We start from the raw sequence: 20,253 nt of genomic DNA on the forward strand, positions 1-20,253 counted from the left end.
AATATTCACGGGGTAAATCATAGAATACTATATAACTTATGCGAACAACTGGATCACTATGGGGAACAGTTGAACTGTTTCACTCCCATTCTATTGTTCCCGGCGGTTTATTTGTCACGTCATACACAACGCGATTCACTCCCTTTACCCTGTTTGTGATATCAGTTGAAAGATTTTCCAAAAATTCCCATGGAGGTTTTGTGAATGTTCCTGACATTGCATCAATTGAATCAATCATCCTTATTGCTATTGTATAACCATAAGTCCTTTTGTCACCGTGGATTCCCGTAGTTTTTACAGGAAGGAGAATTGCAAAGAACTGCCATGGCATAGTATCCCACGATCTGGCGTTTTCCTCCACTGATTTTTCAACAATTTCCGTTGCCTGTTTCAAAGTTTCAAGTTTCTCTCTTGTCACTTCACCTAAAATCCGGACTGCGAGTCCTGGTCCTGGAAATGGTTGAACTATTTCAGGAATGCCAAGATATCTGGAAATTTCCCTTATTTCATCCTTGTATAGATCTCTTAAAGGTTCTATGAGCTTGAGCTTCATGTTCAGCGGAAGACCCCCCACATTGTGATGGCTTTTTATTGTATCTCGAACGCCTCCACCGCTCTCTATCCAGTCTGGTGCTATTGTACCCTGCAAAAGTGATCCTGCACCGTATTTTTTAGCTTCATCTTCAAAAACATCTATAAAAGTCTTCCCAATGATCTTTCTCTTTTCTTCCGGTTCTGTGACCCCTTCTAATCTAGAAATGAACTTCTCTGATTCATCAATGATGAGATAATTAAGTTTAAACTTTTCAAAAATTTCCTTTACCCTTTCTTTTTCACCGATTCTCAAGAACCCTGTATCAACAAAAACCGTGAGTATCCTATCTCCCGCTGCCCTATTGGCCAGAACTGCAAGAAGCGTACTGTCTTGCCCACCTGAACAAGCAAGTATTCCCTTGCCGTTAAGTTTTGTTAAGATTTCATTTTCTGCTTCACCGATAAACTTTGCTGCATCTAACATTTGTATCCATCCCCACCTGAATGAGTCCTCTGCTGATTACTGTATGATTTTGGGATATAAGTCTTCTACCCCTCCATCCACACATGCATGGATTTATAGAACCCAATAATTGGTTGGCTGACAACGATCTGAAATTTTGGAACCTGTTCAGTATTTCCATGTTTCTTGAGGCATTAAGTTGGAAATCACAGTTGAAGTGGTGGTAGAATTAACCTTTTCTATTGTTTCTTCCCCTATATCCACAGTCTGAGTCTTGCATCCTATGAATCTCTCAAGTTTATTTAGGTTATGAAAAAGATTTTCAATTAAATCTTTTTTTTACTTTTTTCTATAACCCTGTTAATTTAGAAATCTTAAGTGCAGTTATCTTATATAGGAGATTCAACAACCGCCTCACTATACAGATCAATTCCCTTAATTTCCTGCGATGAAAAAAATTTACACTTTTAGTTTTTTTTTTCTCACATATGTATATGGTATCTTCATATATACAACACAATATTCGGAATAAATTAACCTAAAGAGAAGTAAAGATCAATGAATGTAAATTTTTGTAAAATCAGGTTTTCATAATGGCGCCAAGAAACACAAGCAACCCTATTACAGCCCCGATGATTGCAGCGATCACGTAGAAAAGAGTTCCGTAAATAACATTCTGAACCAGTCCCAGGTGGAACGTATATCTGCTCAGATATGCCGTCAGAAAGCCAATGAATACACCCACAACAAGAAGTCCTGCCCCGACACTTCTACTTTTACCGCTGCCAAAATATGCAGTAAGAATTCCCAACACAAAAAGCGAGAGAGCTATAAGTGCCAAGATAACCATAGAAAATACTTCTGCATTAAAACCCGTATAGACATTAATCAATATATGCACCTCATAATTTTATTCCAGTAAGTGTCTTGGTATCTATAACACCTTCGATAGTCCTAATATTTTCTATCACGGTTTTTCCAAGCTCACTGTAGTCCTTTGCGTCAATCTTTACTATAAGATCGTATTCCCCGAATAAAGGATGGATTTCCACCACGTAGTTTACTTTTGAAATTTTGTTATATACCTCATGTTCCTTGCCGGGAACCGTACTTACAAGTACAAAAGCTATGGACACGTTAACACCAATATCTATAGATTTTCTACACTTATAAATTTTTCTTCGGATTTTTCTACTCTCGGCAGAATTGTTTAGGTATGTTTTTGAAAACCCATGTCATTTGCGTTGGCGTTCCTGAGTTTGCTACACTGCCACAGATTGTTTATGCTAATCCTCTGGACCTTTTCACTTTTATACAGTTTCTTTCTCATATTTGGGAAAATTGCTAATTAGCCATGGTTTCAAAGATACTGAAATAGACCTACCGCTATACTTCTTAAACTATTCCTGCACATTACCCATGAGAGTGCAAAAATACAAAGCAGAGCACTCAAAGAAAGTTTCCTTTTGTGGTGATGGATAGAAAGTTCTATAAAATAAAATTGTTCAGATATCAGATTTAACTGTTTTTTTGGCATCGCTGATAAAACTGTCAAGAGTTTTCTCTGATTGTGAACTCTCCTTAAGGTCCCTCACTGTAACAGTTCCCCTTTCCTTCTCCTTTTCTCCTATTATGAGAATATAGCGGAAACCCTGGGATTCTGCTGATCTAATCTGCTTTGAAAGACCTCTGGGGGAAAGGTCCATTACACATATAACACCATTTTTCCTAATCTTATCAGCCACTTCCAGTGCATATTGAAGAGTTTCGCCCATAAAGCAAAGAACGTAGGTATAATCCTTCCTGTTGTATCCCCATTTACCTTCTCTCCTCATAAGAAGTTCCAGGACCACATCACCCATCCCAAATCCCACTGCGGGTATTTCCTGCCCTGACATCAAGGATGCCAGGTTATCATACCTTCCTCCACCAAGGATGGAACGAAATTCACCCTGCCTATCAAATGCCTCGAATACAATTCCAGTATAATACGATATACCCCTGATTACTGAGAAATCCACCATGATATTTGCTTTCCCATACTTCCTTATGATATCGCAGGTTTTTGTGAGTCTGTCCAACCTCTCGGATAGTGTTTCTGATTTTCCAACAATATCTGATATTTTCCCTCCTAATTCACCTATTTCGAAAGGGGACTCGACCAGCTTAAGTAAAATGGATGCACTTTTCTCAGAAACACCATTTTCCCTCAGCAGAAGAAGAAATTCATCTCTCGTTGTTTTATGGAAACGATCTATTATGGTAAATACACGTTCTGTGTTTTCCACTCCAAGATATTTGAGGATTCCATCCATTACCACTCGATCGTTTATATGAATGCTGAAAGCGGATCCAAGCCCGAGATTTGTAAGTATACTTCCTGCTAGGTTTATTATCTCGGCATCGGCCTCCGGTGTATCAACACCAAATATATCTGCATTAAACTGAAAATGCTCCCTGAGCCTTCCAGATTGAGGCTCTTCGTATCTCCATATTTTTGGAAGTGAATACCACCTGACAGGTCTGGGGATATCCTTCCTGGACGTAAGAAGCCTAACTGTTGAGGGAGTAGCTTCCGGAAGCATGGTAACTTCCCTCCCTCCGCGGTCAGTGAAAGAGAATGTCTGGTTTAAGAGTTCATCTCCTGATTTTATACGATAAAGATCCAAATACTCAAGGCTTGGAAAATCAATTCTGCCAAACCCAAAAAGTTCAGCGGTGTTTTCTGCGATTGAAAACATCTTCTTCCTTGGTTCCATCTCTTCCGGATACTGATCTCTGAAACCTTTTATGCGTTCCACTTTCATTGGACTATCATAACTACTTGGTATATTGAACTTGAGATTTTTTCATTACCCAACCATACAAAGATTTAAGATTCTCCCATGGAATAAATTATATAAAAAACCTTGATCTAATCTTGATCTTTTTCACCCACCGGTGCATGAATCCTGCATGGAAATTTTCGCAAGAAAATTTTTGCATTGGCTTGTTTACAATATGGATTGTATTGTATAAATAGCCTTTTTTAACGTATTTTATACTTTGTAAAAGACCCATTTTAAAAATAAGCACAATATTAATATATATCTAAAAGCATGATTAATAAAAATGGATAGAGAGAAGGCAGAACACGTTTTCGATATGCTCAGAGATCTTGGAATGAGCAAAAATCCCTCAAAAATCATAGCCCTTCTCGATCAGGTGGAATATTGTGATGCAGCTCAGATATCATATCTTCTGGGAATGGTATCGAACAGAGTGAATTCAACAATGAAACATTTGATGGCTGAAGGTTTTGTCCAGAGGATGGAGATTAGAAACATATTAGCCAGCAGGAAATACAAGTATGTATACAGACTGAAAATAAAATTACCAGAAATTTTGAACAGACTTGAAATGTTGAACAGATCATTAATAATTAACAATATGGAATAGATATTGTACAATTTTAATTCATCAATTTCCGGTAATACTTCTCTATTGCCGAATATACTTTATCTGAGTTTTTCTCTTTTATAGAAGCCAGCCATAAGGCGGCCCCCATTCCTGCCCCCTCCCTCACATGGCCATTTTCGTAGAGTCTCAACCCATTTTCTTCCATTTCGGAGAAGGATACATGGGAAACAATCAAATTACCTGAAGGAACAAGAGTTTCAACTGTCTCCTTCCGGTGATCCATTAGCCAGCTGGTTGTGACCTGAAACCTGTTTGAAGAATTCCTGTTAATTTTGTCATTCAAATAGTAAACCGTTGACATCTGTGTTCCGCCTGCAAACAAAATTGCAGATTCTTTTACAGATCTGGATATCCCAAGTGCCAGCGGCATCATATAGTCTCCATACTCTTCTATGGCCATAACAGGGTTTTCTACAAAATATCCGCATCTCTCAATGGCTTTTTTTACAACCTCACCTTTAATCTGTAAAGGGTCTGATGGCATTGTACTGCTTGTGATTACTCTGGACCCTATGGATGAGAGAACGACCTGGGCAGTGGTTGTACCTCCTGGAACTGATTCGGCGAGTACAATCACACCGTATCTCCCATCCAGAAGTTCACCAAGATACATGCCGGCATCAAATGCCTTCCTGAAATCCGGAAGCGCCCTGGCTTCAGCCGGGTTCATGGCAGGATGAAGCCCTGTATCCCAAAAGGGAACATTGGGAGATACTGAATAGCCCGCATTTACAGACATTGATTTGACCCCGGCAAGATCAAGGCATGCTTTTGTTACTATTGCAGGTGTGGGGATTCCTTCAGGGGTCATTGGAGGTTCATTGATAATCACAGGGCGTCCTCCAATAATTATCTCAGAATCCACAACAGGAGTAAGCATCGTGAGTTCAGGAGATGCACCTGCAGATGTGATTCCCCTTATCCTGGACACATCCGTGCTTCCGGCAAGAAGAGTAAAAAGAGTATCTCTCAGATCCAAATTCTCCAAAATATTCTTATTCAAATATGGTTCACCGTTTTCCATAATCTGAACAACAATTATAAATTAACACCATGTTTTCTTATTTAGTTTTACTCACTTATTGCCTGCTTTTCAACGTTTATAAAAACTTTGAGGAAAACCACATTCCAAAAGTGAAAAAAATGTCAGATAAATAAAGGGATTATGGAATTTATTGTGAGAAAAACCAGAATTGTAACGGGAATTAAAAATATAATGGCATATAGCCAGAATGCCAGCATATATATGGTTAAAGCTTCACGAACATCCTCTGTATCAGGGGTTCTGGAAGTATTTCCAAGAACATAATGTCCCTTTTTCTCAAGCTTTACCCTAAGTGATACTGCCATTGAACCCATTGGCCAACCGCCATTGCGGCTCTCAGTTTTTGAAGCTTCGGCAAAAATGGATCTGAAATAAGTCTTATGCCCCCTCATTCTTGAAGCAGTCCATATAAAGAATGCCCCAAGTCTGGCTGGAATAAAATTCAGCACCGTATCAGATTTGGCTGCGAACCATCCGAATCTCAGATTTCTCTCATCTCTGTAACCTATCATTGAATCAAATGTGTTGATGATTCTTTGTATGAATGATCCAGCCACCCCGAGAAAAGGGTAATAAAAAAGCGGTCCTGTGACACCATCCACAAAGCCCTCTGCAATTGTTTCTATAGCAGCTGAACAGAGTAGATGGGAATCCAGGGCGGAAGTATCCCTCCGCACAATCATGGAGGTTTTTCGCCTTGCTTCATCAAGATTGCCATTTTCGATTGATTCAATAATGGGAATGACGTGATCCTTCATTGATCTGAGAGAAAAGCTAAATTTTAGCATTATGGCAGAAATCGCCATGTAAAGGAAAATGTAAATTGCAGAAATATACTGAATAGCCAGTACAAAAATGACAATAGCTGAAGTAAGAAAGAGAACCATGATCAGGCCTCCAAATTTTTCAGGTTTTAGGTGCCGAAAAATCGGGTCAGCCTTTTCTATGGCTTTTCCTATAAATGCCACCGGATGAAGACTGTTTTTCGGTTCACCCATTAGCTGATCCACTAGAATGGAAATAAGCAGGATTATCACAGGAACTGTTGAGAGAATTTGGTTCAATATCGCAGAATAATGCAGGCATGTATAAATATTGCATTCAGAGTATAAGCAAGACAAGGATTGGCTTTTCCAAGATTAAATATATTATCCAGGTCCTGTTTCTAGCGCATGGGTTTCATATCAAACAGGTATTGTAAATATGGCAATGGCGAAAAGTTTTACTTCCTGAAATTCAATGAACCTGTAGATGCCATTTCTTCTGCTCCATTCAATGGAGGATTTAAGAAGATTGAAATGTACATAAACAGACAGGTACCAATAGAATACAATTACGATCCTGTTGAAGAGATTGGATCATTTCTGGATCAGGAAGGTCTTCCAAAGGAAAAATGCCTGGTAACAATTACAGCATGCAATATTGAGAAAGCGTATCTGAAGCAATTCTCTGACAGTGGAATATTCATTCTGGCCTCTATAACTGCATGCTTTGGAAATGCCCTGTCGATTGGTGGAGATGGCCTTATTTCTCCTGGGACAATAAATATAGCGGTATTCACCGATTATGGGCTTTCAGCTGCCGGTGGGTTGAATCTATTTCAGTCCATTGTTGAAGCAAAAAGCCAGGCTCTAAATGATTTTCAAATAAGGGATAAGACAACCGGAAGGATATCACCTGGAACTTCAACAGACACAACCTCTCTCTTTCTTATTCCTGCACGGGGTGGGGACAATTATGGAGGCAGGTTAACAGAGATTGGAAAGAAAATCTCTATGACAGTTTATAACGGTCTTGAAGAGATGTGTTCAAACTCAGATGGCCATTGACTATTGCATTGATAAGTATTCTTTTAGTGAACGAAGGAGAATATTATTCTTTTCTCTGCTCTTTATTGAAATCCGGAATGTGTCACTGTCCATACCCCTGTATTTTTTAAGATTCCTGATTATGATGAGCTTTTGCGCAAGAAAATCCTCCAGAGATTCCTGTCTGGATCCTTTACTACATCTGAATGTGATATAGTTGGCAGATGGTAATCCCACTGTATCCAGACCCATTTCCTTCAGTTTCTTTATCATATATTCCCTCTCTTTTTCAAGAGGTTTTATGGAATCAATGACATGAGTCAGATCCAGATGCCTGCAAAATTCCAAGACTTCCTGACCTATGGACCAGCTTTCTAAACCAGATTTAATTTCATATGCTATTTTTTTGGACGAAATGGTATAACCGATTCTCAGACCCGGATAACCGGTGATCTTTGTAAGAGTGCGCCCGATTATAAGATTTGGGAAACCCCTCACCATTGAAGATGCTGATTCTAACCCAGTACAGAATTCTATGAATGCTTCATCCAGGAATACAGTTGCGTTTTTATCATACGACAGTTTTAGGATTTTTCTTAAGGTAGAGTGATCTGTAAGTGTTCCGGTGGGATTATCAGGGTTTGCAATGAAGAGAAAATCATATGAATAAGACTTCAGTATTTCAGGATTCTTCCTCACAATATCTGAAGGAATAGGAGTAATAGCTATATTTCGGGATCTCAATGCCCTCTCATATTCTGAAAAGGACGGATACAGAACAATTGATCTTGAGGCATTGGAGATATCAAGTGACCTGTAAATAAGAGGCGTCATACCGGCGCCAACAGCTATCATATCTGCCTCAACACCATTCATTCGTGCAAACTTATCCTCGATGTCGCTGTAGTCTGTTTCAGGGTAATATCTAAAATAGTTACACTTTTCTATTCTATGTACCATCTTTGAATATCCATAGATTGCAGGGTCAATCAATTCATTTATGTTGGAACTGAAATCCAGAAAATCATTGATATCCTTGCCAGTTTTTTTTGCAATTGAGATAATGTTTCCCCCGTGATCTGCGGGTTCAGATGTATCAGTGATCATTTCAAAGGTGATATGCCAAGAAGTCATTAAGATATCTCAACCTCATTTAATCCTAAAAATAAATTAACACTTACTATCTTTTTTATTCCAACAGCCTGAAGTGTTTCTCTCGTGAAATAATTATTAGGAGACATAATATTATACTGGGATTATGCCTTCTTTCAGGAATGCAATTAGTTTTTTCACTGTAATACCGTCAGGCAGCAGCCAATTGGATGAAAAATCAGTGTACTTTTTCAGTCTTGTTGGCGGAGTTGTGGGGACTTTGATTGCAGCAGTTATCTCAGTATTTTATTTTGCAGGTTTCAGGTATGAAGGATATGTGGTTGGTTTTGCCTGCATAATTATACTGTATGGATTCACCCACCTTGATGGAGTTATAGATACAGGAGATGCCCTGATGTTCAGGGGAACCGTAGAAAGGAGAAGAGAGATACTGAAAGACCATTATATAGGTGCAGGAGCCATAGGATGGGTTATCGTCATATATTCAGTATCTCTTGCCTCGTTCCTTCAGATGGGTTTCTACCAAGCTATTCTTGCTGTCATCTTTGGTGAGATATTTTCAAAGTCGTGGTATGTAATGTACTTGTCCGGTTCAGAATCATTCGGTTCTGGATTGGCCCACTTTTTTGAGAAAGAAGTAAGGAAAAGAAAGAGTGCTGTTCTTGTAGCAAATATAGCTCCGTTTATTTTTATTGCACTGTTTCTTGATGTCTACATCGCAATTGCATTTGCAGTAACTTCTTTGATTCTAATTGGTGTGGCAAGACAAATAACAAAGAAATTTGAGGGTGTTAATGGAGACATTCTTGGTTTTACAGGAGAACTATTCAGAATGTTTTTTTATGCGTCTTTCCTGTTTCTTGGAGTATTTCCTCAACTGTCAGTACTTAATATCCATCTGATCTAATAGTCAAGGCTTATGTTTCTGGTTTCTGTGCCGTAAAACATCCAGATAGCAGCTCCAAGAGCCCCAAGTGACCAAAGCCCCAGGTTGTAAAGTATGAACTGATAAATACTGAAATTTGCTGTTAATGATATGGAAACTATGTAAAGAATCATGGGAAACATTCTGATAATTCCAATCCCGAAAGATCTGTGCTTTATGGCCAGCAATTCAGGTTCAAGCGTTGTTCTTGAAGCCCAGGCAAATTCACTGAATGCCATGTTCACAATGAGAAGTGGAATGAATATGAGAAGGTTTGACAGATAGTTAACAAGGGCAAATATGACAACCATAGAGAGGAAACCCCCCATATATGCGTAAAACGTATAGGATTTCCTGTTCCTTGAGACCAGAGGCATGGCTATGAATCCTGCGATGGAAGCCCCCAGAAGAGCATAGAAAATCAATTCTGAACTCTCGCTTCCTGAGAATTCGGTTGGCCCGATTATATAGGCCATGAGACCGAAGGTAAGATATTGCGATATGGCCATTGAGACAAGAAAGAACATACTTATAAACTTGGATTTATGCTGTATGTTATTCTCAGATCCTTCCAGGTTAAGACTTTGTTTTACCTTTAACCCCTGTTCCTTTCTCCCCTTGTAATTCAGCCATCTGTAAGATTCTGGGATTCTGATTCTGGAATAGACCATTATGCCAACCAGCACTATTGAAGAGAGCAGCAGCACAAACCTGAAAAGATCATCACTTAAAGCAAAGTCTGAGGGAAATATGATGTTGAACAAACCTGTTAGGGATGTTGTTGCTGATGCTGCAACAATAAAAATGCCTGAAATGAAAAAACTCCCTATATTGCTGAAATTAGCAACAAGTGTCAGAACTGATGCCCTCTTTTTTGCATCGAAATCTTCTGCAACCAGGGCTAACGATGATGGCTCCTCCCCACCAACCCCGAACTGTGAAAGAATCAGGCCCACCAACAACATTGGGAGAGTATTTGCAAAGGTAATCGCAATTACACCAATGGAATAAGAGATCATTGTTGTTATAAAGACGGTTTTTCGCCCTACTCTGTCCGCAAAATAACCCATGGAAAGGTTGCCTAGAAGCACAAATACCGGTCCGGTGGAAAGAATCAGTGTTCTTATAGGAACAGATACCCCCGAAAGGAAAGGAAAAGACAGTGAGAGGGGACCTATAGTAGCAATTATCCCCCACAGAAAGAAACTGGAAGTAGTGGACAGAATAAGGGCATTCTGGCTTCTTGAATACATCACAGAAACCCCCTTGAAAATATGAATATCCACATGTTATTGCAGGCAATTCTACTGTTTTTGTATTTCCAATATGATCCTATAATTTCCATCACCAATCCCTCCGCCAGTATTATCTGGTTCAGGTTCTACGGGTCGACATTTCGTCCTCTCAGCCTCTTAGAAGCTCCCCTAGTAATCCTATATTACCATGGAATAGATAAAGAATTTGTATGATTTAAATACAATTTATAGAATGGTCAAAATAGAGTAAGAAATGAGATGGTGGTTAAATTAGATATTCCATATATGATAAATTGATCCCAGGAATATCTTTATAAGGTTGGAAAATTGACAGTTGGGGTTGAACGGATGAAACATTTTAGCCAGGAAATACAGTTTCTCATCATGGCAGGTGGCAAAGGCACAAGATTTGGAGATGCTGAAAAATGTATGCAAATTATAAACGAAAAGAGCATTCTTGAAAACTTAATAGATTCCTTGAGAACTGTATCAGATTTCATTTCTGTGTCCACCACATTATTCCACCGGAGGACTATTGAACTTTGCCGCCTGAAGAATATATCAGTTATAATTACAGATGGTAACGATTACATAAGCGACCTGAGAAAATCAATTTCTATGGTAAACAGAATTCCAACTGTAGTCATGGGGTCTGATATTTATTTTACTGATCTGGACATGTTCCGGGATCTTCTCGTATCTCTGCCGGAACCTTCAAAACCCATTATAGATCTGCTGCAGAACAATTCATTTTCTGGAATCTCAGTTTTTACAAGAATCCCGGAAAGAGATGCAATAATGGAATATTATGAAATGAATTCTGAAAAGAGTTTTTCTGTGAACATAAACACTGAAGAAGATCTCAGAATGCTGAAACTGGAAATCAGTCGAAAGACCGCTGATCATTTTCTATAAAATTTATAGTGGCATATTGATTCTTCCTGTATATTTTCATAACTGCAAGGAACATTAATGAAGCAAGAACTATGGTGCCATAAAATGCATCGGTTATGGCAGTTTCCAGGCCAGAACCCGACAGGTACATCACCATTATGAATGCTAGAAAGACTGTGGAGGCTGGTGGGATAATTTTTCCTGTTGTTTCTCTGCGGGAAAAGGAAAACCTGGTAAGCGTTATATTTGAAATGGAGTGTATTGAAAGAAATAGAAGTGATACGCATCCACTCATCACTACAAAGCCTTCGAAGCTGCCAAGTGTGAAATAGAAGGATATAGTAAGTAATCCATTAATAAGAAAAATTAAGATATAAAAGGATGAAAATTTCTTTTTTCCAAAGCTTTTCCTCTGGAATATTCCATCCCGATGCATACTCATGACTGAGTTTCTGAAGGCGTTCAGGTATGATACGGCAAGATTCGCAGAACTCATAAGTGCGAAAAATAGGAAAATATCCATGAATATACCTCCAAAGGCTGAACGTATAAGCGTGATTAGGATGAATGGATTGCCGTTGTATCCAGTTATATCAGGACCGATGAAAGATTGAACTGCATATGATGCAAATACCATTGCAGCACCTGTAGCCAGATATGCAATTATAATAGATCTCCCCGTCAAAAACTTGCTGTTCTTTGTATTCTCCGATATAAATATTGAAGAACCAACCCCGGAAAACATAAGAATTCCAAATAGAGTCCCTTCCCAGAAGCCTGATCCCAGGAAGGGTCCGCTACTTCTCGAAAAGTAAGAATCAGCGTGGAATATCATAAGAAAACTGACAAATATAAGGAAAGCGACTTCAAGAAAACCGAATATTTCTATGTATCTTATGGAGATTCCCATCCCCCTTGATATTATAAATACCTCCATACCGGAAATGAAAATGACAATCAGCGGAATAAAATAGAACATTATTCCTGAAGCATCCGGCAAGACTGATATTAAAACACCGGACATGAAAAGCGTAATTGCCGGCAGAGCTAAGAAACCATATGCCATATAAATATATGAAACAAAAACACCTGCAGACTTATGCCCGGCTATACCGTTGAAAGAGTAGTAGCCTCCATTGCTGGTGACTTTCTCAGATATCTTCATTGGTGTATACACGGTTAGGAATGAGATTGAGAAGGCAAAAAGAACAACCTCCCATATAGGCCTCCAGAATGCCGATATAATGGCAAATATTCCTACGACATTCAACATAGGGCCAACTGATCCGATTGACTGCATGACAGACCCTACGGTACCTATTTTTCCTTCAACCATAACTAACAGCAAATTACAGATGGATTAAGAATTTATGTTGGCATGGAAACTTGAAAAGTATAATATACTACAGTAAACTTCACTTTATTCAAGTGTATTTGGTGACAATATGAATAGACAAAATAAAACAATAATAGCAATAGTTGTGGTTCTTGTGCTGCTTGGAAGCGGGTTAGGCTACATACATTATGCCTCTAACCTCAAAGGAAAGGGGGTAATTCTAACTATACAGACGGGATACAATTCCTCCACCCCTTTAACAAGGATTGTTTCCCTGGATCCGGCTGCAACTGCGACTCTTTACGCTCTTGGATCTTATAAAGACCTTGTTGGGGGAAACGCCTATGACTATTATCCCCCTAATGAAACACTCCCCAATGTGACCGATTACCCGGCCATGGATGTTGAGCAGATAATAAATCTCCACCCACAGGCCGTTATCTCCTTCACAAATTATTCAGCTGGGCAGATATCCGAGGTCCTGAATGCAAGTATCGACTACATATTCCTTAGTGCAGGATCTGGAACAAGCATGCAGATCATTGAAAAGCAGAATACGTTTCTGGGAAAACTTACAGGCACTGAAAAAAACGCAACACTGATCAATAACTGGATGAATACCTCCCTGAAGGATCTGAAGCAAAATGCCACGTTAAAAGCAAATGGAAAACCTTTGAGGGGATTCTACTATCTCAGCCAGGATTCTCTCTGGACAACTGGGAACAATACATTTGAAGAGCAGTATTTTCAGTACTCTGATATTATAAACATAGCAAAAAATTACTCCAGCGGCTTCTACCAAATCTCGGCAAGTGAAATCGCAAATGGGTCCCCGCAGATAATTTTTGTAAATGATTATGTGAACCTCGACAGGCTCAACGATCCACCTTTTGCTGGTACTCCGGCAGTAAAAGATAATAAAATTTATGTGACTCCACCCAATGCGTTTGATGAGCCTGATTTCAGGGATATCTACATGATACAGTGGATGGTTGACAAAGCATACGGAAATGTTACAATTCCTCCATTTCCCGTAAAGGTTCAGTACAGCCCCGACCCACTTGGGTGAGATGATTATAAATGATCAGCTACAGAACCTTCAGAACTTACATGCAGGGACATGAGGGGACAAAATACCTCACCATGTTCTTCCTTGCTGTACTTCTTCTACTGGTAGTCATTTTTTCAACATTTATAGGTTCAGTGCATATTTCATTCATGTCGGTTCTTCAGATTTACGGGAGCCAGATACCATTTTTTTCCAGATATATACCTGAGAATTATACTGCAATCCAGTATACGATAATTGCATCAATCAGGGAACCTGAAGTTCTTGGTGGCCTTGTTGTCGGTGCTTCTCTTGGTATTGGAGGTGCTGTGATTCAGAGCATATTTAGAAATCCCATCACTGAGCCTTACATAATAGGTCTTTCAAGTGGTGCGGCCCTTGGTGCAGTCATGACCATAATACTTGGACTGACTTTCTTTGGATTATATAGTCAGCAGATCCTTGCTTTTATTTTTGCAATGGCATCGGTAATTGTTGTTTACATGTTTGCACTGCGTGGAGGGAAAGCCCATCCAACATACATGCTATTAACAGGTGTGGCGCTTTCTTTCTTCCTGTCTGCAATAGTTGCACTGCTCTTATTTTCAAATATCAACCTGGAGGATGAAGCATTCTTCTGGCTGCTGGGTTCACTTGAGAATATCAACTGGCTGGAACTTTTCCCTGTTACCGTTGTGGTTGTACTATGTTCGGTTATCCTGGGAACACAGTACAAAGAGCTGGACGCACTCCAGATGGGGGATACTCATGCAAGATCAGTTGGGGTTAATGTTGAACGAACAAAAGCAATCTCAATATTCCTGGTTGCACTGAGTGTGTCTGCAGTGGTTTCCATCAGCGGCCTTATAGGTTTTGTAGGGCTCATAATGCCACATGTTGCCAGGATGATTTTTGGAGGTTCAAACAGATTTGTACTCCCTGGTTCGGCATTAACCGGGGCCATCTTTCTTATTCTTGCAGATGACATTGCAAGGGGATCGGTTGTGGGTGTTGTAATACCTATAGGTATTATTACTGGTATAATAGGAGTTCCTTTCTTCCTTCTCATAATGAGGAAGATGTCAGGTGGAAGATATGGCAATTGAGTTCATTGCCACTACATACTCGGCAGGACGGTTCAAACTTGGTCCTATCAATACAGAAATACCGGAAAAGAAAATAACGGCCATAATGGGAAAAAATGGATCTGGAAAGTCCACCACCATCAGGCTTATGCATGGTGATATTAAACCCCTGGAAGGGAGAATAACACTTGACGGCAGGGATGTTTGGAAAATAAAGCCTGTAGATCTGGCCAGGCAAATGTCACTTGTTACACAGGAGATAAATGATCCATTGAGTTTCACAGTGAAGGATGTTATGATGGTTTCAGGCTACGCCAGGGACCACGATGAAGCTTCCATGCTTCAGGCCCTTGAAATATTTGGGCTAACACCTTACCTTTACAGAGATTTCAATTTTCTGAGTGGAGGGGAAAGAAGGCTGGTGACAATTGCCGCATCAATCTACCAGGATTCTGACATTATAATAATGGATGAACCAACCAACTTTCTGGATGTTGACAATCAGATGCTTGTTTATCAAGTCCTGCGCCAACTCAGAAAGAAGGGAAAGACAATTGTGCTTGCAATGCATGATATTTCTGCAGTTTCAGCCATATCAGATTTTGTCATAATGTTAAAGAAAGGGGAATTGGTGGATCAGGGCCCAACTTCCAGCACACTGACGGTGGAAAATCTCAGGAAAGTCTTCAATGTTCCATTCAAGACTTATGAGACCCCATGGGGAGTGAATTTTTCCTCTCCTCTTGTTTCAGAAAAAGAGATGGATTGAACCTTGCAATTGTGAAATCAAAATCAGGAAAGTTTGGGCAGGTCCTTTTTCTGAGAAGTGTAAAGGTTTTGCTCTTCAAGGTACTGTTCCATGATTTCATTGGGAGTTGTTACCCTGTTCTGTGACTTGCTTATTATAGGCCTGTTATTGTACCAGTAGATGAAATTTTCCGGGGAGTTGAAAGTCCATCTGAATCTGTCATAGTTCTGCCACAGTCTTGACAGCGCAAGGTGAACTCTGTTTCCATGCTTGTCGCTCTCTACGTTTTCAACACCCTTTTTTGAAAAGTAGAATTTCACATCCGTTGCACCAAACAGTATGCTGAGTATGCCACTTCTGAGGTAGACTTTCTGTATCTCAAGGTTGCTGCTTTTCTTGAATTCTGAAAGTGCGTCTATATTCTTTTCCATTACCTCTTTGGTGATTTTTCTGGTTTCAACCATTGAGAGTATTTTCTTTGTTGACATATCAACACATACAACGGCATATGGATAATCCATACCGGTCTGGTGATAGTCCATGAATATTGTGGTGAGGGGGGAACAATTTCCGATTTGGATAATTCTCCTTCCTTTGAATATTTAGTCCGTATCATCTTCTTTCCCCTCATGTAGTTATAGATCTGGTAGTAAGATATTGACCTTCCCCTGCTCTTGAGGAGATAAAATATTGTCCTGGACCCAACCTTATAGTTGTTCCATAGATTCTCTATCTCGCGAACATCCTCGTCGGTTAATGATGAATACCGTTTCTTGGTATGTTCTTCGTCTATATCCTCTTTCAGTATCTGCTGCACTCTCCTTGGGGTTACGTTGAACATTCTTGCAAGATCGCTGACCTTGTATCCGTTCTCCACACTCTGGATTATAAATCTCTTATCATCTGTGTTTAACATGTTACCAAATAATTATACCTTTCATGTAGTCATAACCTTTTTCTGTACAATCTTTTACCTGCTTATCTGTAGGTATTAAATGGAGTGCCGTTTAATGGCATATGCTGAAAATCAGTATGCTGAAAATGCGAAATTTTTCTCGTTCCTTACGCTGGGCAGTTTATATACTGACATAATAATATACATAACAGCGTACAACAATAGAAAGAGGCGTATAGATGAAGATTAATACATATGTCAGGCATGTTAGAAAAGCCATTTCCAGGCAGTTCAGCAGGGACCCTGATGATAAAGCAGAGACAGGAATAGGCGTACTTATAGTCTTTATAGCCATGGTTCTTGTGGCGGCTGTTGCGGCATCTGTCCTCATCCACACCGCGGGTATACTTCAGCAAAAGGCCACTTCCACTGGAACCACCACCATAAACCAGGTTTCCAGCGGCATAACAATAACACAGATTTTGGGTTATGATCCATCACACCCGGCGGAAGCTGGAGGTGTATCACTCATGGCAATCTTTGTAACCAACAATGCTGGAGGTTCAGCTATAAACCTGGGAAATGCCAGTGTTACACTTACGGTTAATGGTGTAACTGCCATTCTGGTTTACAATGATTCAATATACAACAATACAGCCATTAACGGGACACAGAACCTCTTCAGCGAGAAGCAATGGAGCTACCTGAGCTCGTCGCATCATGACGCTACAGATTTCGGTGTGATCGTGGTGCAAGACTCAACAAACTCAGTAGATAACCAGTACCCAGTTATATCTCCAGGCGACACAGCCGCAATAATACTTAACGTAACAAACACGTTCGGTGGGTATATCACACAGAACATGCCGGTTTCAGGGCAGGTAACACCGGAAGTCGGTGCCCAGGCAATAATTCAGTTTACTGCCCCAAATGCCTTTGTAACCAATGAAATCACGCTGCAATAAACATAGACGCCTCAATCTTTCTCCTAACCCGGCTGTCGGTTGTCCGCAAACATCCCGGCTTCCGGGGGGGGGGAAGATTTATATTGACAAAATCTCATTTTTTTCAGCATTTCCTTTCATTAAGAAAGTGGTTTTGTTTAAATAGTTAAGGACCATACTGCTTTATGGTGTTCCGCAAAGGTTGGCCATATGACGCTGCAATTGTATCTGCAATAGGCGGAATAATAATTGCATACGTGGGAATATTTGGCCTGATTGTTTTGCTTCATACCACTCACACTTCATTTGATCTGCTTTTGGAAATAACTGGAACTCTTTCTGGCCTGCTTATACTTATTTCAAGTTCACTGCTTTATTTCAATAAAAATAGGCATGTTATTTGGGGAATCATTATTTTCGTCTGCTCATTTCTCAGCTGGGCGGGTACCTCCGGAGGACTATTCTTTGGATTCATTCTTGTTTTCCTTGGCGGAATAATGGCAATTTCCTGGAATCCTGATCCAATGGTTATAAGGAGACCAGGGCAGGAAAAGACCCACTAAAACCGGAATTTTCATGCGAATCGGTGAGAAATATTTATTAAGGCACTGCATTACTGTGGGTTGATTATTGAAAACGATTATAATTCCAGACTTGGCATGGAAGCCATAATAACAGCTACAGGTGACTTTCCGGTGGAAAAATTTTCCAGGGAGAAAGGAATTACAATTCCTGCCGTTCTGACTATTGGTGAGAACCGGGAAAGTTTTCTCTACTATTTTGAGGAGATGGAAGAACAGGATAGAGATACGTCACTGTTCCTGAAAGCCAACAAAGCGAGGAAAAAAGGGAATATCCGAACCATCTATTCGAACAGCAACTATTATAAAGAGTACAACTTCTTCAGGAAGCTCACTCTGGTGCCATCGCTTGTACTGGATTTCCAGTATGTAATGGACGGCCACCACTTCATTCATCTCCGGTTCCATAGAAAATATCTCAAAGAATTTTCAGACCTCATATCCTCGGAAGCATTTCCTGAGATAAACTCAGTCCTCTATGTAGGTGAAAACAGGCATAGCATTGAAAATGCAAAAAAATTCTTTAGACTTTTCAAAGTGATGCATATATCATACAGATTTACTCCACCTGAAATAGAGGGAAGAAGAGATGGCAATCACCTTATGAAAGGGGACTTTTCCGGAGAAGTGAGATATATAAACGAAAACAGAAAAATACCATTCAACCTTTACATGAAGCCCTCCAATGCCTTAGTTTTAGAAAATGTAAAGGGAAAGGCAGCCGATGATGAAATATCAGAAGTAAGCTTCGAGAATGATATGCTTAATGAAATAATATTTCTAAGCGAACACGTTGCGTTTCCCAATTTTGGGATATATTTTACCAGAAAGAACGGAATATTAAGATTTGAAGCTCTGATCCCAGAGATGTACAGCAGAGAGTTTATGAAGAAAGTGTTCAACCTCTCCATCAAAATCCCTGAATGGAACATTGTGCTTGACAATGTCTGTAAAGCTGCTGTTTAAACTTGAATTTTAAATTTCTTGTATACAGTGGATTTTTAGTTCATATGTTTTAAATATCAGGCCAGAAATGCTATTTACCATATTATAAAATTGGAAGCGATTTCAATGCAGGAACGGAGTTCTTTTTTCATAATAGACAGATACAAAAAAATGAGTTATATTGCAGGATACATACCTGTGGAATATAATGCAAAAAATATAATTTCTGATATGGCAAAAGCAGGAATGGAAGAAGTACTAACAGAGGATGAGATTAAAGAATTTCTTGAAAACTCAAAAAATAGATCCTATGAAAAAATTCTGGACAGAATAAAGAAAGGGTACAGTGTGTCTGAAATTATGCAATGGTGTAAACTTTCAATAGAGTGCGTTGTGCCGCTGTGCAATTTCCAGTGCAATGTTCCCGGCATGGAGAATGTAGCTTACGGGTATTTCAGTTTCGAAGTGAAAAGGATAATTGAAAATGAACTGGAGAAGATTTTGAAAAGATTCAGGAGGGAACATGGAAGAGAGTATAACAGCAATGACCTCTTATCAGTCCTGGATGAGGATAATATTTACCATGCAGGCATTGAAATGGAGATGAATATTCAAGAGGATAAACTCAAGAGTATGATTTCCGATTTTGAAAAGAATTCTATTCTTCGCATTAGAGAGTATGTTTTAAACGCATGGTCCCAGCCGGAGGTGATGGAAAGAAGCGAAAATGATGACGATATCGTTTTCGGGCACAGTGAACTTCTTGACATTATTCCAAATATAATCAGGAAGGAGAGGTTCAGGATCATTGGAAAAAATGTTGTAAATATGAAAAATAATGAGATTCTGGCCTTTATTGGTGCAGTTGAAAAAATGAGACTCCTAAAGATGATCAGGTCCGATACAAAACTTGGGGAGAAATCGGACGATAAAGCCGAGACTTACAGCAGTGAGTTCATGACCCACACAGCCTCCCTTTCACAGGACGAATTATCAGTTCTTATTGAAACATTGCGTGCCTACATGAACTGGAGATCATTGCTGAGTTTCGTTCAGATTTCGCATACATTACCGACAAAAGAGGAACTGGCTGATTCCATTATAAAAGGATTTTCGGAAAGTAACGGAACCGACAAGGAACTTTTGAAAACATTTCTAATAAAGGAAGAATAAT

Annotated in this window: 23 protein-coding genes and 1 riboswitch; of the genes, 12 read left to right on the forward strand and 11 right to left on the reverse strand. The window is 39.5% G+C overall.

Translation table 11 applies throughout. The features are described 5' to 3' along the window. Window positions 1-79: 79 nt before the first annotated feature. From guaA to hisS, 4 genes are all read right to left on the reverse strand, one after another. The gene (gene guaA, locus OXIME_RS04810; protein ID WP_393970719.1) at window positions 80-1,018 is read right to left on the reverse strand and encodes a glutamine-hydrolyzing GMP synthase; all 939 of its coding nucleotides are present in this window, start codon (window positions 1,016-1,018) and stop codon (window positions 80-82) included. Between the two features lie 559 nt (window positions 1,019-1,577). Beyond that, the gene (locus tag OXIME_RS04815; RefSeq protein WP_393970720.1) at window positions 1,578-1,889 is read right to left on the reverse strand and encodes a hypothetical protein; all 312 of its coding nucleotides are present in this window, start codon (window positions 1,887-1,889) and stop codon (window positions 1,578-1,580) included. A gap of 10 nt (window positions 1,890-1,899) precedes the next feature. Next, complete coding sequence (locus OXIME_RS04820; RefSeq protein ID WP_393970721.1) at window positions 1,900-2,133, reverse strand: Lrp/AsnC family transcriptional regulator; 234 nt, start codon at window positions 2,131-2,133, stop codon at window positions 1,900-1,902. Between the two features lie 369 nt (window positions 2,134-2,502). Continuing rightward, window positions 2,503-3,804 carry a histidine--tRNA ligase gene (hisS, locus tag OXIME_RS04825; RefSeq protein ID WP_393970722.1) on the reverse strand — a complete coding sequence of 434 codons (1,302 nt, stop codon included), beginning with the start codon at window positions 3,802-3,804 and terminating at the stop codon, window positions 2,503-2,505. A gap of 304 nt (window positions 3,805-4,108) precedes the next feature. Between hisS and OXIME_RS04830 the strand changes: the two genes are divergently transcribed. Next, on the forward strand, window positions 4,109-4,435 hold the full coding sequence (locus OXIME_RS04830; protein WP_393970723.1) for a hypothetical protein: 327 nt from the start codon (window positions 4,109-4,111) through the stop codon (window positions 4,433-4,435). 13 nt (window positions 4,436-4,448) lie between these two features. Here the strand turns inward: OXIME_RS04830 and OXIME_RS04835 are convergent, their stop codons facing one another. Beyond that, a complete protein-coding gene (locus OXIME_RS04835; protein ID WP_393970724.1) occupies window positions 4,449-5,480 on the reverse strand; it encodes a nicotinate-nucleotide--dimethylbenzimidazole phosphoribosyltransferase in 1,032 nt (343 codons plus the stop codon). A gap of 122 nt (window positions 5,481-5,602) precedes the next feature. After that, window positions 5,603-6,565, reverse strand: a complete 963-nt coding sequence (locus OXIME_RS04840) for a cobalamin biosynthesis protein (protein ID WP_393970725.1) — start codon at window positions 6,563-6,565, stop codon at window positions 5,603-5,605. Window positions 6,566-6,673: 108 nt separating this feature from the next. Between OXIME_RS04840 and OXIME_RS04845 the strand changes: the two genes are divergently transcribed. After that, window positions 6,674-7,330, forward strand: a complete 657-nt coding sequence (locus OXIME_RS04845) for an adenosylcobinamide amidohydrolase (RefSeq protein WP_393970726.1) — start codon at window positions 6,674-6,676, stop codon at window positions 7,328-7,330. Here OXIME_RS04845 and OXIME_RS04850 read toward each other — a convergent pair whose 3' ends face one another. Then, a complete protein-coding gene (locus OXIME_RS04850) occupies window positions 7,331-8,416 on the reverse strand; it encodes an aminotransferase class I/II-fold pyridoxal phosphate-dependent enzyme (RefSeq protein WP_393970727.1) in 1,086 nt (361 codons plus the stop codon). Window positions 8,417-8,567: 151 nt separating this feature from the next. Between OXIME_RS04850 and cobS the strand changes: the two genes are divergently transcribed. After that, window positions 8,568-9,329, forward strand: a complete 762-nt coding sequence (gene cobS / locus OXIME_RS04855) for an adenosylcobinamide-GDP ribazoletransferase (protein WP_393970728.1) — start codon at window positions 8,568-8,570, stop codon at window positions 9,327-9,329. On the opposite strand, the gene OXIME_RS04860 is transcribed toward cobS, so the two are convergent. After that, complete coding sequence (locus OXIME_RS04860) at window positions 9,326-10,600, reverse strand: MFS transporter (protein WP_393972252.1); 1,275 nt, start codon at window positions 10,598-10,600, stop codon at window positions 9,326-9,328. The genes cobS and OXIME_RS04860 overlap by 4 nt on opposite strands. Window positions 10,601-10,679: 79 nt before the next feature. After that, window positions 10,680-10,783: riboswitch (TPP riboswitch) on the reverse strand. 168 nt (window positions 10,784-10,951) lie between these two features. Here OXIME_RS04860 and OXIME_RS04865 point away from each other — a divergent pair. Continuing rightward, window positions 10,952-11,518, forward strand: a complete 567-nt coding sequence (locus OXIME_RS04865; protein WP_393970729.1) for an NTP transferase domain-containing protein — start codon at window positions 10,952-10,954, stop codon at window positions 11,516-11,518. Here OXIME_RS04865 and OXIME_RS04870 read toward each other — a convergent pair. Next, window positions 11,487-12,833 (reverse strand): APC family permease, encoded by a 1,347-nt coding sequence (locus tag OXIME_RS04870; RefSeq protein ID WP_393970730.1) that lies wholly within the window; start codon window positions 12,831-12,833, stop codon window positions 11,487-11,489. The two genes, OXIME_RS04865 and OXIME_RS04870, sit on opposite strands and share 32 nt — an antisense overlap. A gap of 109 nt (window positions 12,834-12,942) precedes the next feature. Between OXIME_RS04870 and OXIME_RS04875 the strand changes: the two genes are divergently transcribed. From OXIME_RS04875 to OXIME_RS04885, 3 genes are read left to right on the forward strand one after another with little or no spacing between them, the layout of a single operon-like run. Continuing rightward, window positions 12,943-13,902 carry an ABC transporter substrate-binding protein gene (locus OXIME_RS04875; protein ID WP_393970731.1) on the forward strand — a complete coding sequence of 320 codons (960 nt, stop codon included), beginning with the start codon at window positions 12,943-12,945 and terminating at the stop codon, window positions 13,900-13,902. An 11-nt stretch (window positions 13,903-13,913) separates the two neighbouring features. Continuing rightward, a complete protein-coding gene (locus tag OXIME_RS04880) occupies window positions 13,914-14,987 on the forward strand; it encodes a FecCD family ABC transporter permease (protein WP_393970732.1) in 1,074 nt (357 codons plus the stop codon). Continuing rightward, window positions 14,977-15,735: an ABC transporter ATP-binding protein gene (locus tag OXIME_RS04885; RefSeq protein ID WP_393970733.1), complete on the forward strand. Its 759-nt coding sequence runs from the start codon at window positions 14,977-14,979 to the stop codon at window positions 15,733-15,735. The genes OXIME_RS04880 and OXIME_RS04885 overlap by 11 nt, the downstream gene beginning before the upstream one ends. Before the next feature lie 23 nt (window positions 15,736-15,758). On the opposite strand, the gene OXIME_RS04890 is transcribed toward OXIME_RS04885, so the two are convergent. Both OXIME_RS04890 and OXIME_RS04895 read right to left on the reverse strand, forming a co-directional pair. Beyond that, window positions 15,759-16,178 (reverse strand): hypothetical protein, encoded by a 420-nt coding sequence (locus tag OXIME_RS04890; RefSeq protein ID WP_393970734.1) that lies wholly within the window; start codon window positions 16,176-16,178, stop codon window positions 15,759-15,761. Beyond that, the gene (locus tag OXIME_RS04895) at window positions 16,145-16,630 is read right to left on the reverse strand and encodes a hypothetical protein (protein ID WP_393970735.1); all 486 of its coding nucleotides are present in this window, start codon (window positions 16,628-16,630) and stop codon (window positions 16,145-16,147) included. The genes OXIME_RS04890 and OXIME_RS04895 overlap by 34 nt, the downstream gene beginning before the upstream one ends. Window positions 16,631-16,724: 94 nt before the next feature. Between OXIME_RS04895 and OXIME_RS04900 the strand changes: the two genes are divergently transcribed. The 5 genes from OXIME_RS04900 to OXIME_RS04920 all read left to right on the forward strand — a co-directional run bounded on the left by OXIME_RS04900 (window position 16,725) and on the right by OXIME_RS04920 (window position 20,252). Further along, window positions 16,725-16,859: a hypothetical protein gene (locus OXIME_RS04900; protein WP_393970736.1), complete on the forward strand. Its 135-nt coding sequence runs from the start codon at window positions 16,725-16,727 to the stop codon at window positions 16,857-16,859. Then, the gene (locus tag OXIME_RS04905) at window positions 16,849-17,574 is read left to right on the forward strand and encodes a flagellin (RefSeq protein WP_393970737.1); all 726 of its coding nucleotides are present in this window, start codon (window positions 16,849-16,851) and stop codon (window positions 17,572-17,574) included. Before OXIME_RS04900 ends, OXIME_RS04905 begins: the two co-directional genes overlap by 11 nt. A 164-nt stretch (window positions 17,575-17,738) precedes the next feature. Next, entirely contained in the window at window positions 17,739-18,116 is a 378-nt protein-coding gene (locus OXIME_RS04910) for a DUF6114 domain-containing protein (protein WP_393970738.1), read from the forward strand. A gap of 60 nt (window positions 18,117-18,176) precedes the next feature. Beyond that, window positions 18,177-19,100 (forward strand): hypothetical protein, encoded by a 924-nt coding sequence (locus tag OXIME_RS04915; RefSeq protein ID WP_393970739.1) that lies wholly within the window; start codon window positions 18,177-18,179, stop codon window positions 19,098-19,100. Between the two features lie 105 nt (window positions 19,101-19,205). Then, entirely contained in the window at window positions 19,206-20,252 is a 1,047-nt protein-coding gene (locus OXIME_RS04920) for a hypothetical protein (RefSeq protein ID WP_393970740.1), read from the forward strand. Window position 20,253 lies beyond the last annotated feature (1 nt).

The sequence above is a fragment of the Oxyplasma meridianum genome (genome assembly GCF_038024865.1).
GTDB lineage: Archaea > Thermoplasmatota > Thermoplasmata > Thermoplasmatales > Thermoplasmataceae > Oxyplasma > Oxyplasma meridianum.

Excerpts from the sequence above, each read along its gene's own strand:
- OXIME_RS04830 (WP_393970723.1), top strand. The coding sequence starts at position 4,109 with ATGGATAGAGAGAAGGCAGAACACGTTTTCGATATGCTCAGAGATCTT.
- OXIME_RS04860 (WP_393972252.1), bottom strand. The coding sequence starts at position 10,600 with ATGTATTCAAGAAGCCAGAATGCCCTTATTCTGTCCACTACTTCCAGT.
- cobS (WP_393970728.1), top strand. The coding sequence starts at position 8,568 with ATGCCTTCTTTCAGGAATGCAATTAGTTTTTTCACTGTAATACCGTCA.
- OXIME_RS04885 (WP_393970733.1), top strand. The coding sequence starts at position 14,977 with ATGGCAATTGAGTTCATTGCCACTACATACTCGGCAGGACGGTTCAAA.
- guaA (WP_393970719.1), bottom strand. The coding sequence starts at position 1,018 with ATGTTAGATGCAGCAAAGTTTATCGGTGAAGCAGAAAATGAAATCTTA.
- OXIME_RS04905 (WP_393970737.1), top strand. The coding sequence starts at position 16,849 with ATGAAGATTAATACATATGTCAGGCATGTTAGAAAAGCCATTTCCAGG.
- OXIME_RS04910 (WP_393970738.1), top strand. The coding sequence starts at position 17,739 with ATGGTGTTCCGCAAAGGTTGGCCATATGACGCTGCAATTGTATCTGCA.
- OXIME_RS04920 (WP_393970740.1), top strand. The coding sequence starts at position 19,206 with ATGCAGGAACGGAGTTCTTTTTTCATAATAGACAGATACAAAAAAATG.
- OXIME_RS04880 (WP_393970732.1), top strand. The coding sequence starts at position 13,914 with ATGATCAGCTACAGAACCTTCAGAACTTACATGCAGGGACATGAGGGG.
- OXIME_RS04865 (WP_393970729.1), top strand. The coding sequence starts at position 10,952 with ATGAAACATTTTAGCCAGGAAATACAGTTTCTCATCATGGCAGGTGGC.
- OXIME_RS04850 (WP_393970727.1), bottom strand. The coding sequence starts at position 8,416 with ATGATCACTGATACATCTGAACCCGCAGATCACGGGGGAAACATTATC.
- OXIME_RS04870 (WP_393970730.1), bottom strand. The coding sequence starts at position 12,833 with ATGGTTGAAGGAAAAATAGGTACCGTAGGGTCTGTCATGCAGTCAATC.
- OXIME_RS04845 (WP_393970726.1), top strand. The coding sequence starts at position 6,674 with ATGGGTTTCATATCAAACAGGTATTGTAAATATGGCAATGGCGAAAAG.
- hisS (WP_393970722.1), bottom strand. The coding sequence starts at position 3,804 with ATGAAAGTGGAACGCATAAAAGGTTTCAGAGATCAGTATCCGGAAGAG.
- OXIME_RS04835 (WP_393970724.1), bottom strand. The coding sequence starts at position 5,480 with ATGGAAAACGGTGAACCATATTTGAATAAGAATATTTTGGAGAATTTG.
- OXIME_RS04900 (WP_393970736.1), top strand. The coding sequence starts at position 16,725 with ATGGCATATGCTGAAAATCAGTATGCTGAAAATGCGAAATTTTTCTCG.
- OXIME_RS04890 (WP_393970734.1), bottom strand. The coding sequence starts at position 16,178 with ATGGTTGAAACCAGAAAAATCACCAAAGAGGTAATGGAAAAGAATATA.
- OXIME_RS04895 (WP_393970735.1), bottom strand. The coding sequence starts at position 16,630 with ATGTTAAACACAGATGATAAGAGATTTATAATCCAGAGTGTGGAGAAC.
- OXIME_RS04875 (WP_393970731.1), top strand. The coding sequence starts at position 12,943 with ATGAATAGACAAAATAAAACAATAATAGCAATAGTTGTGGTTCTTGTG.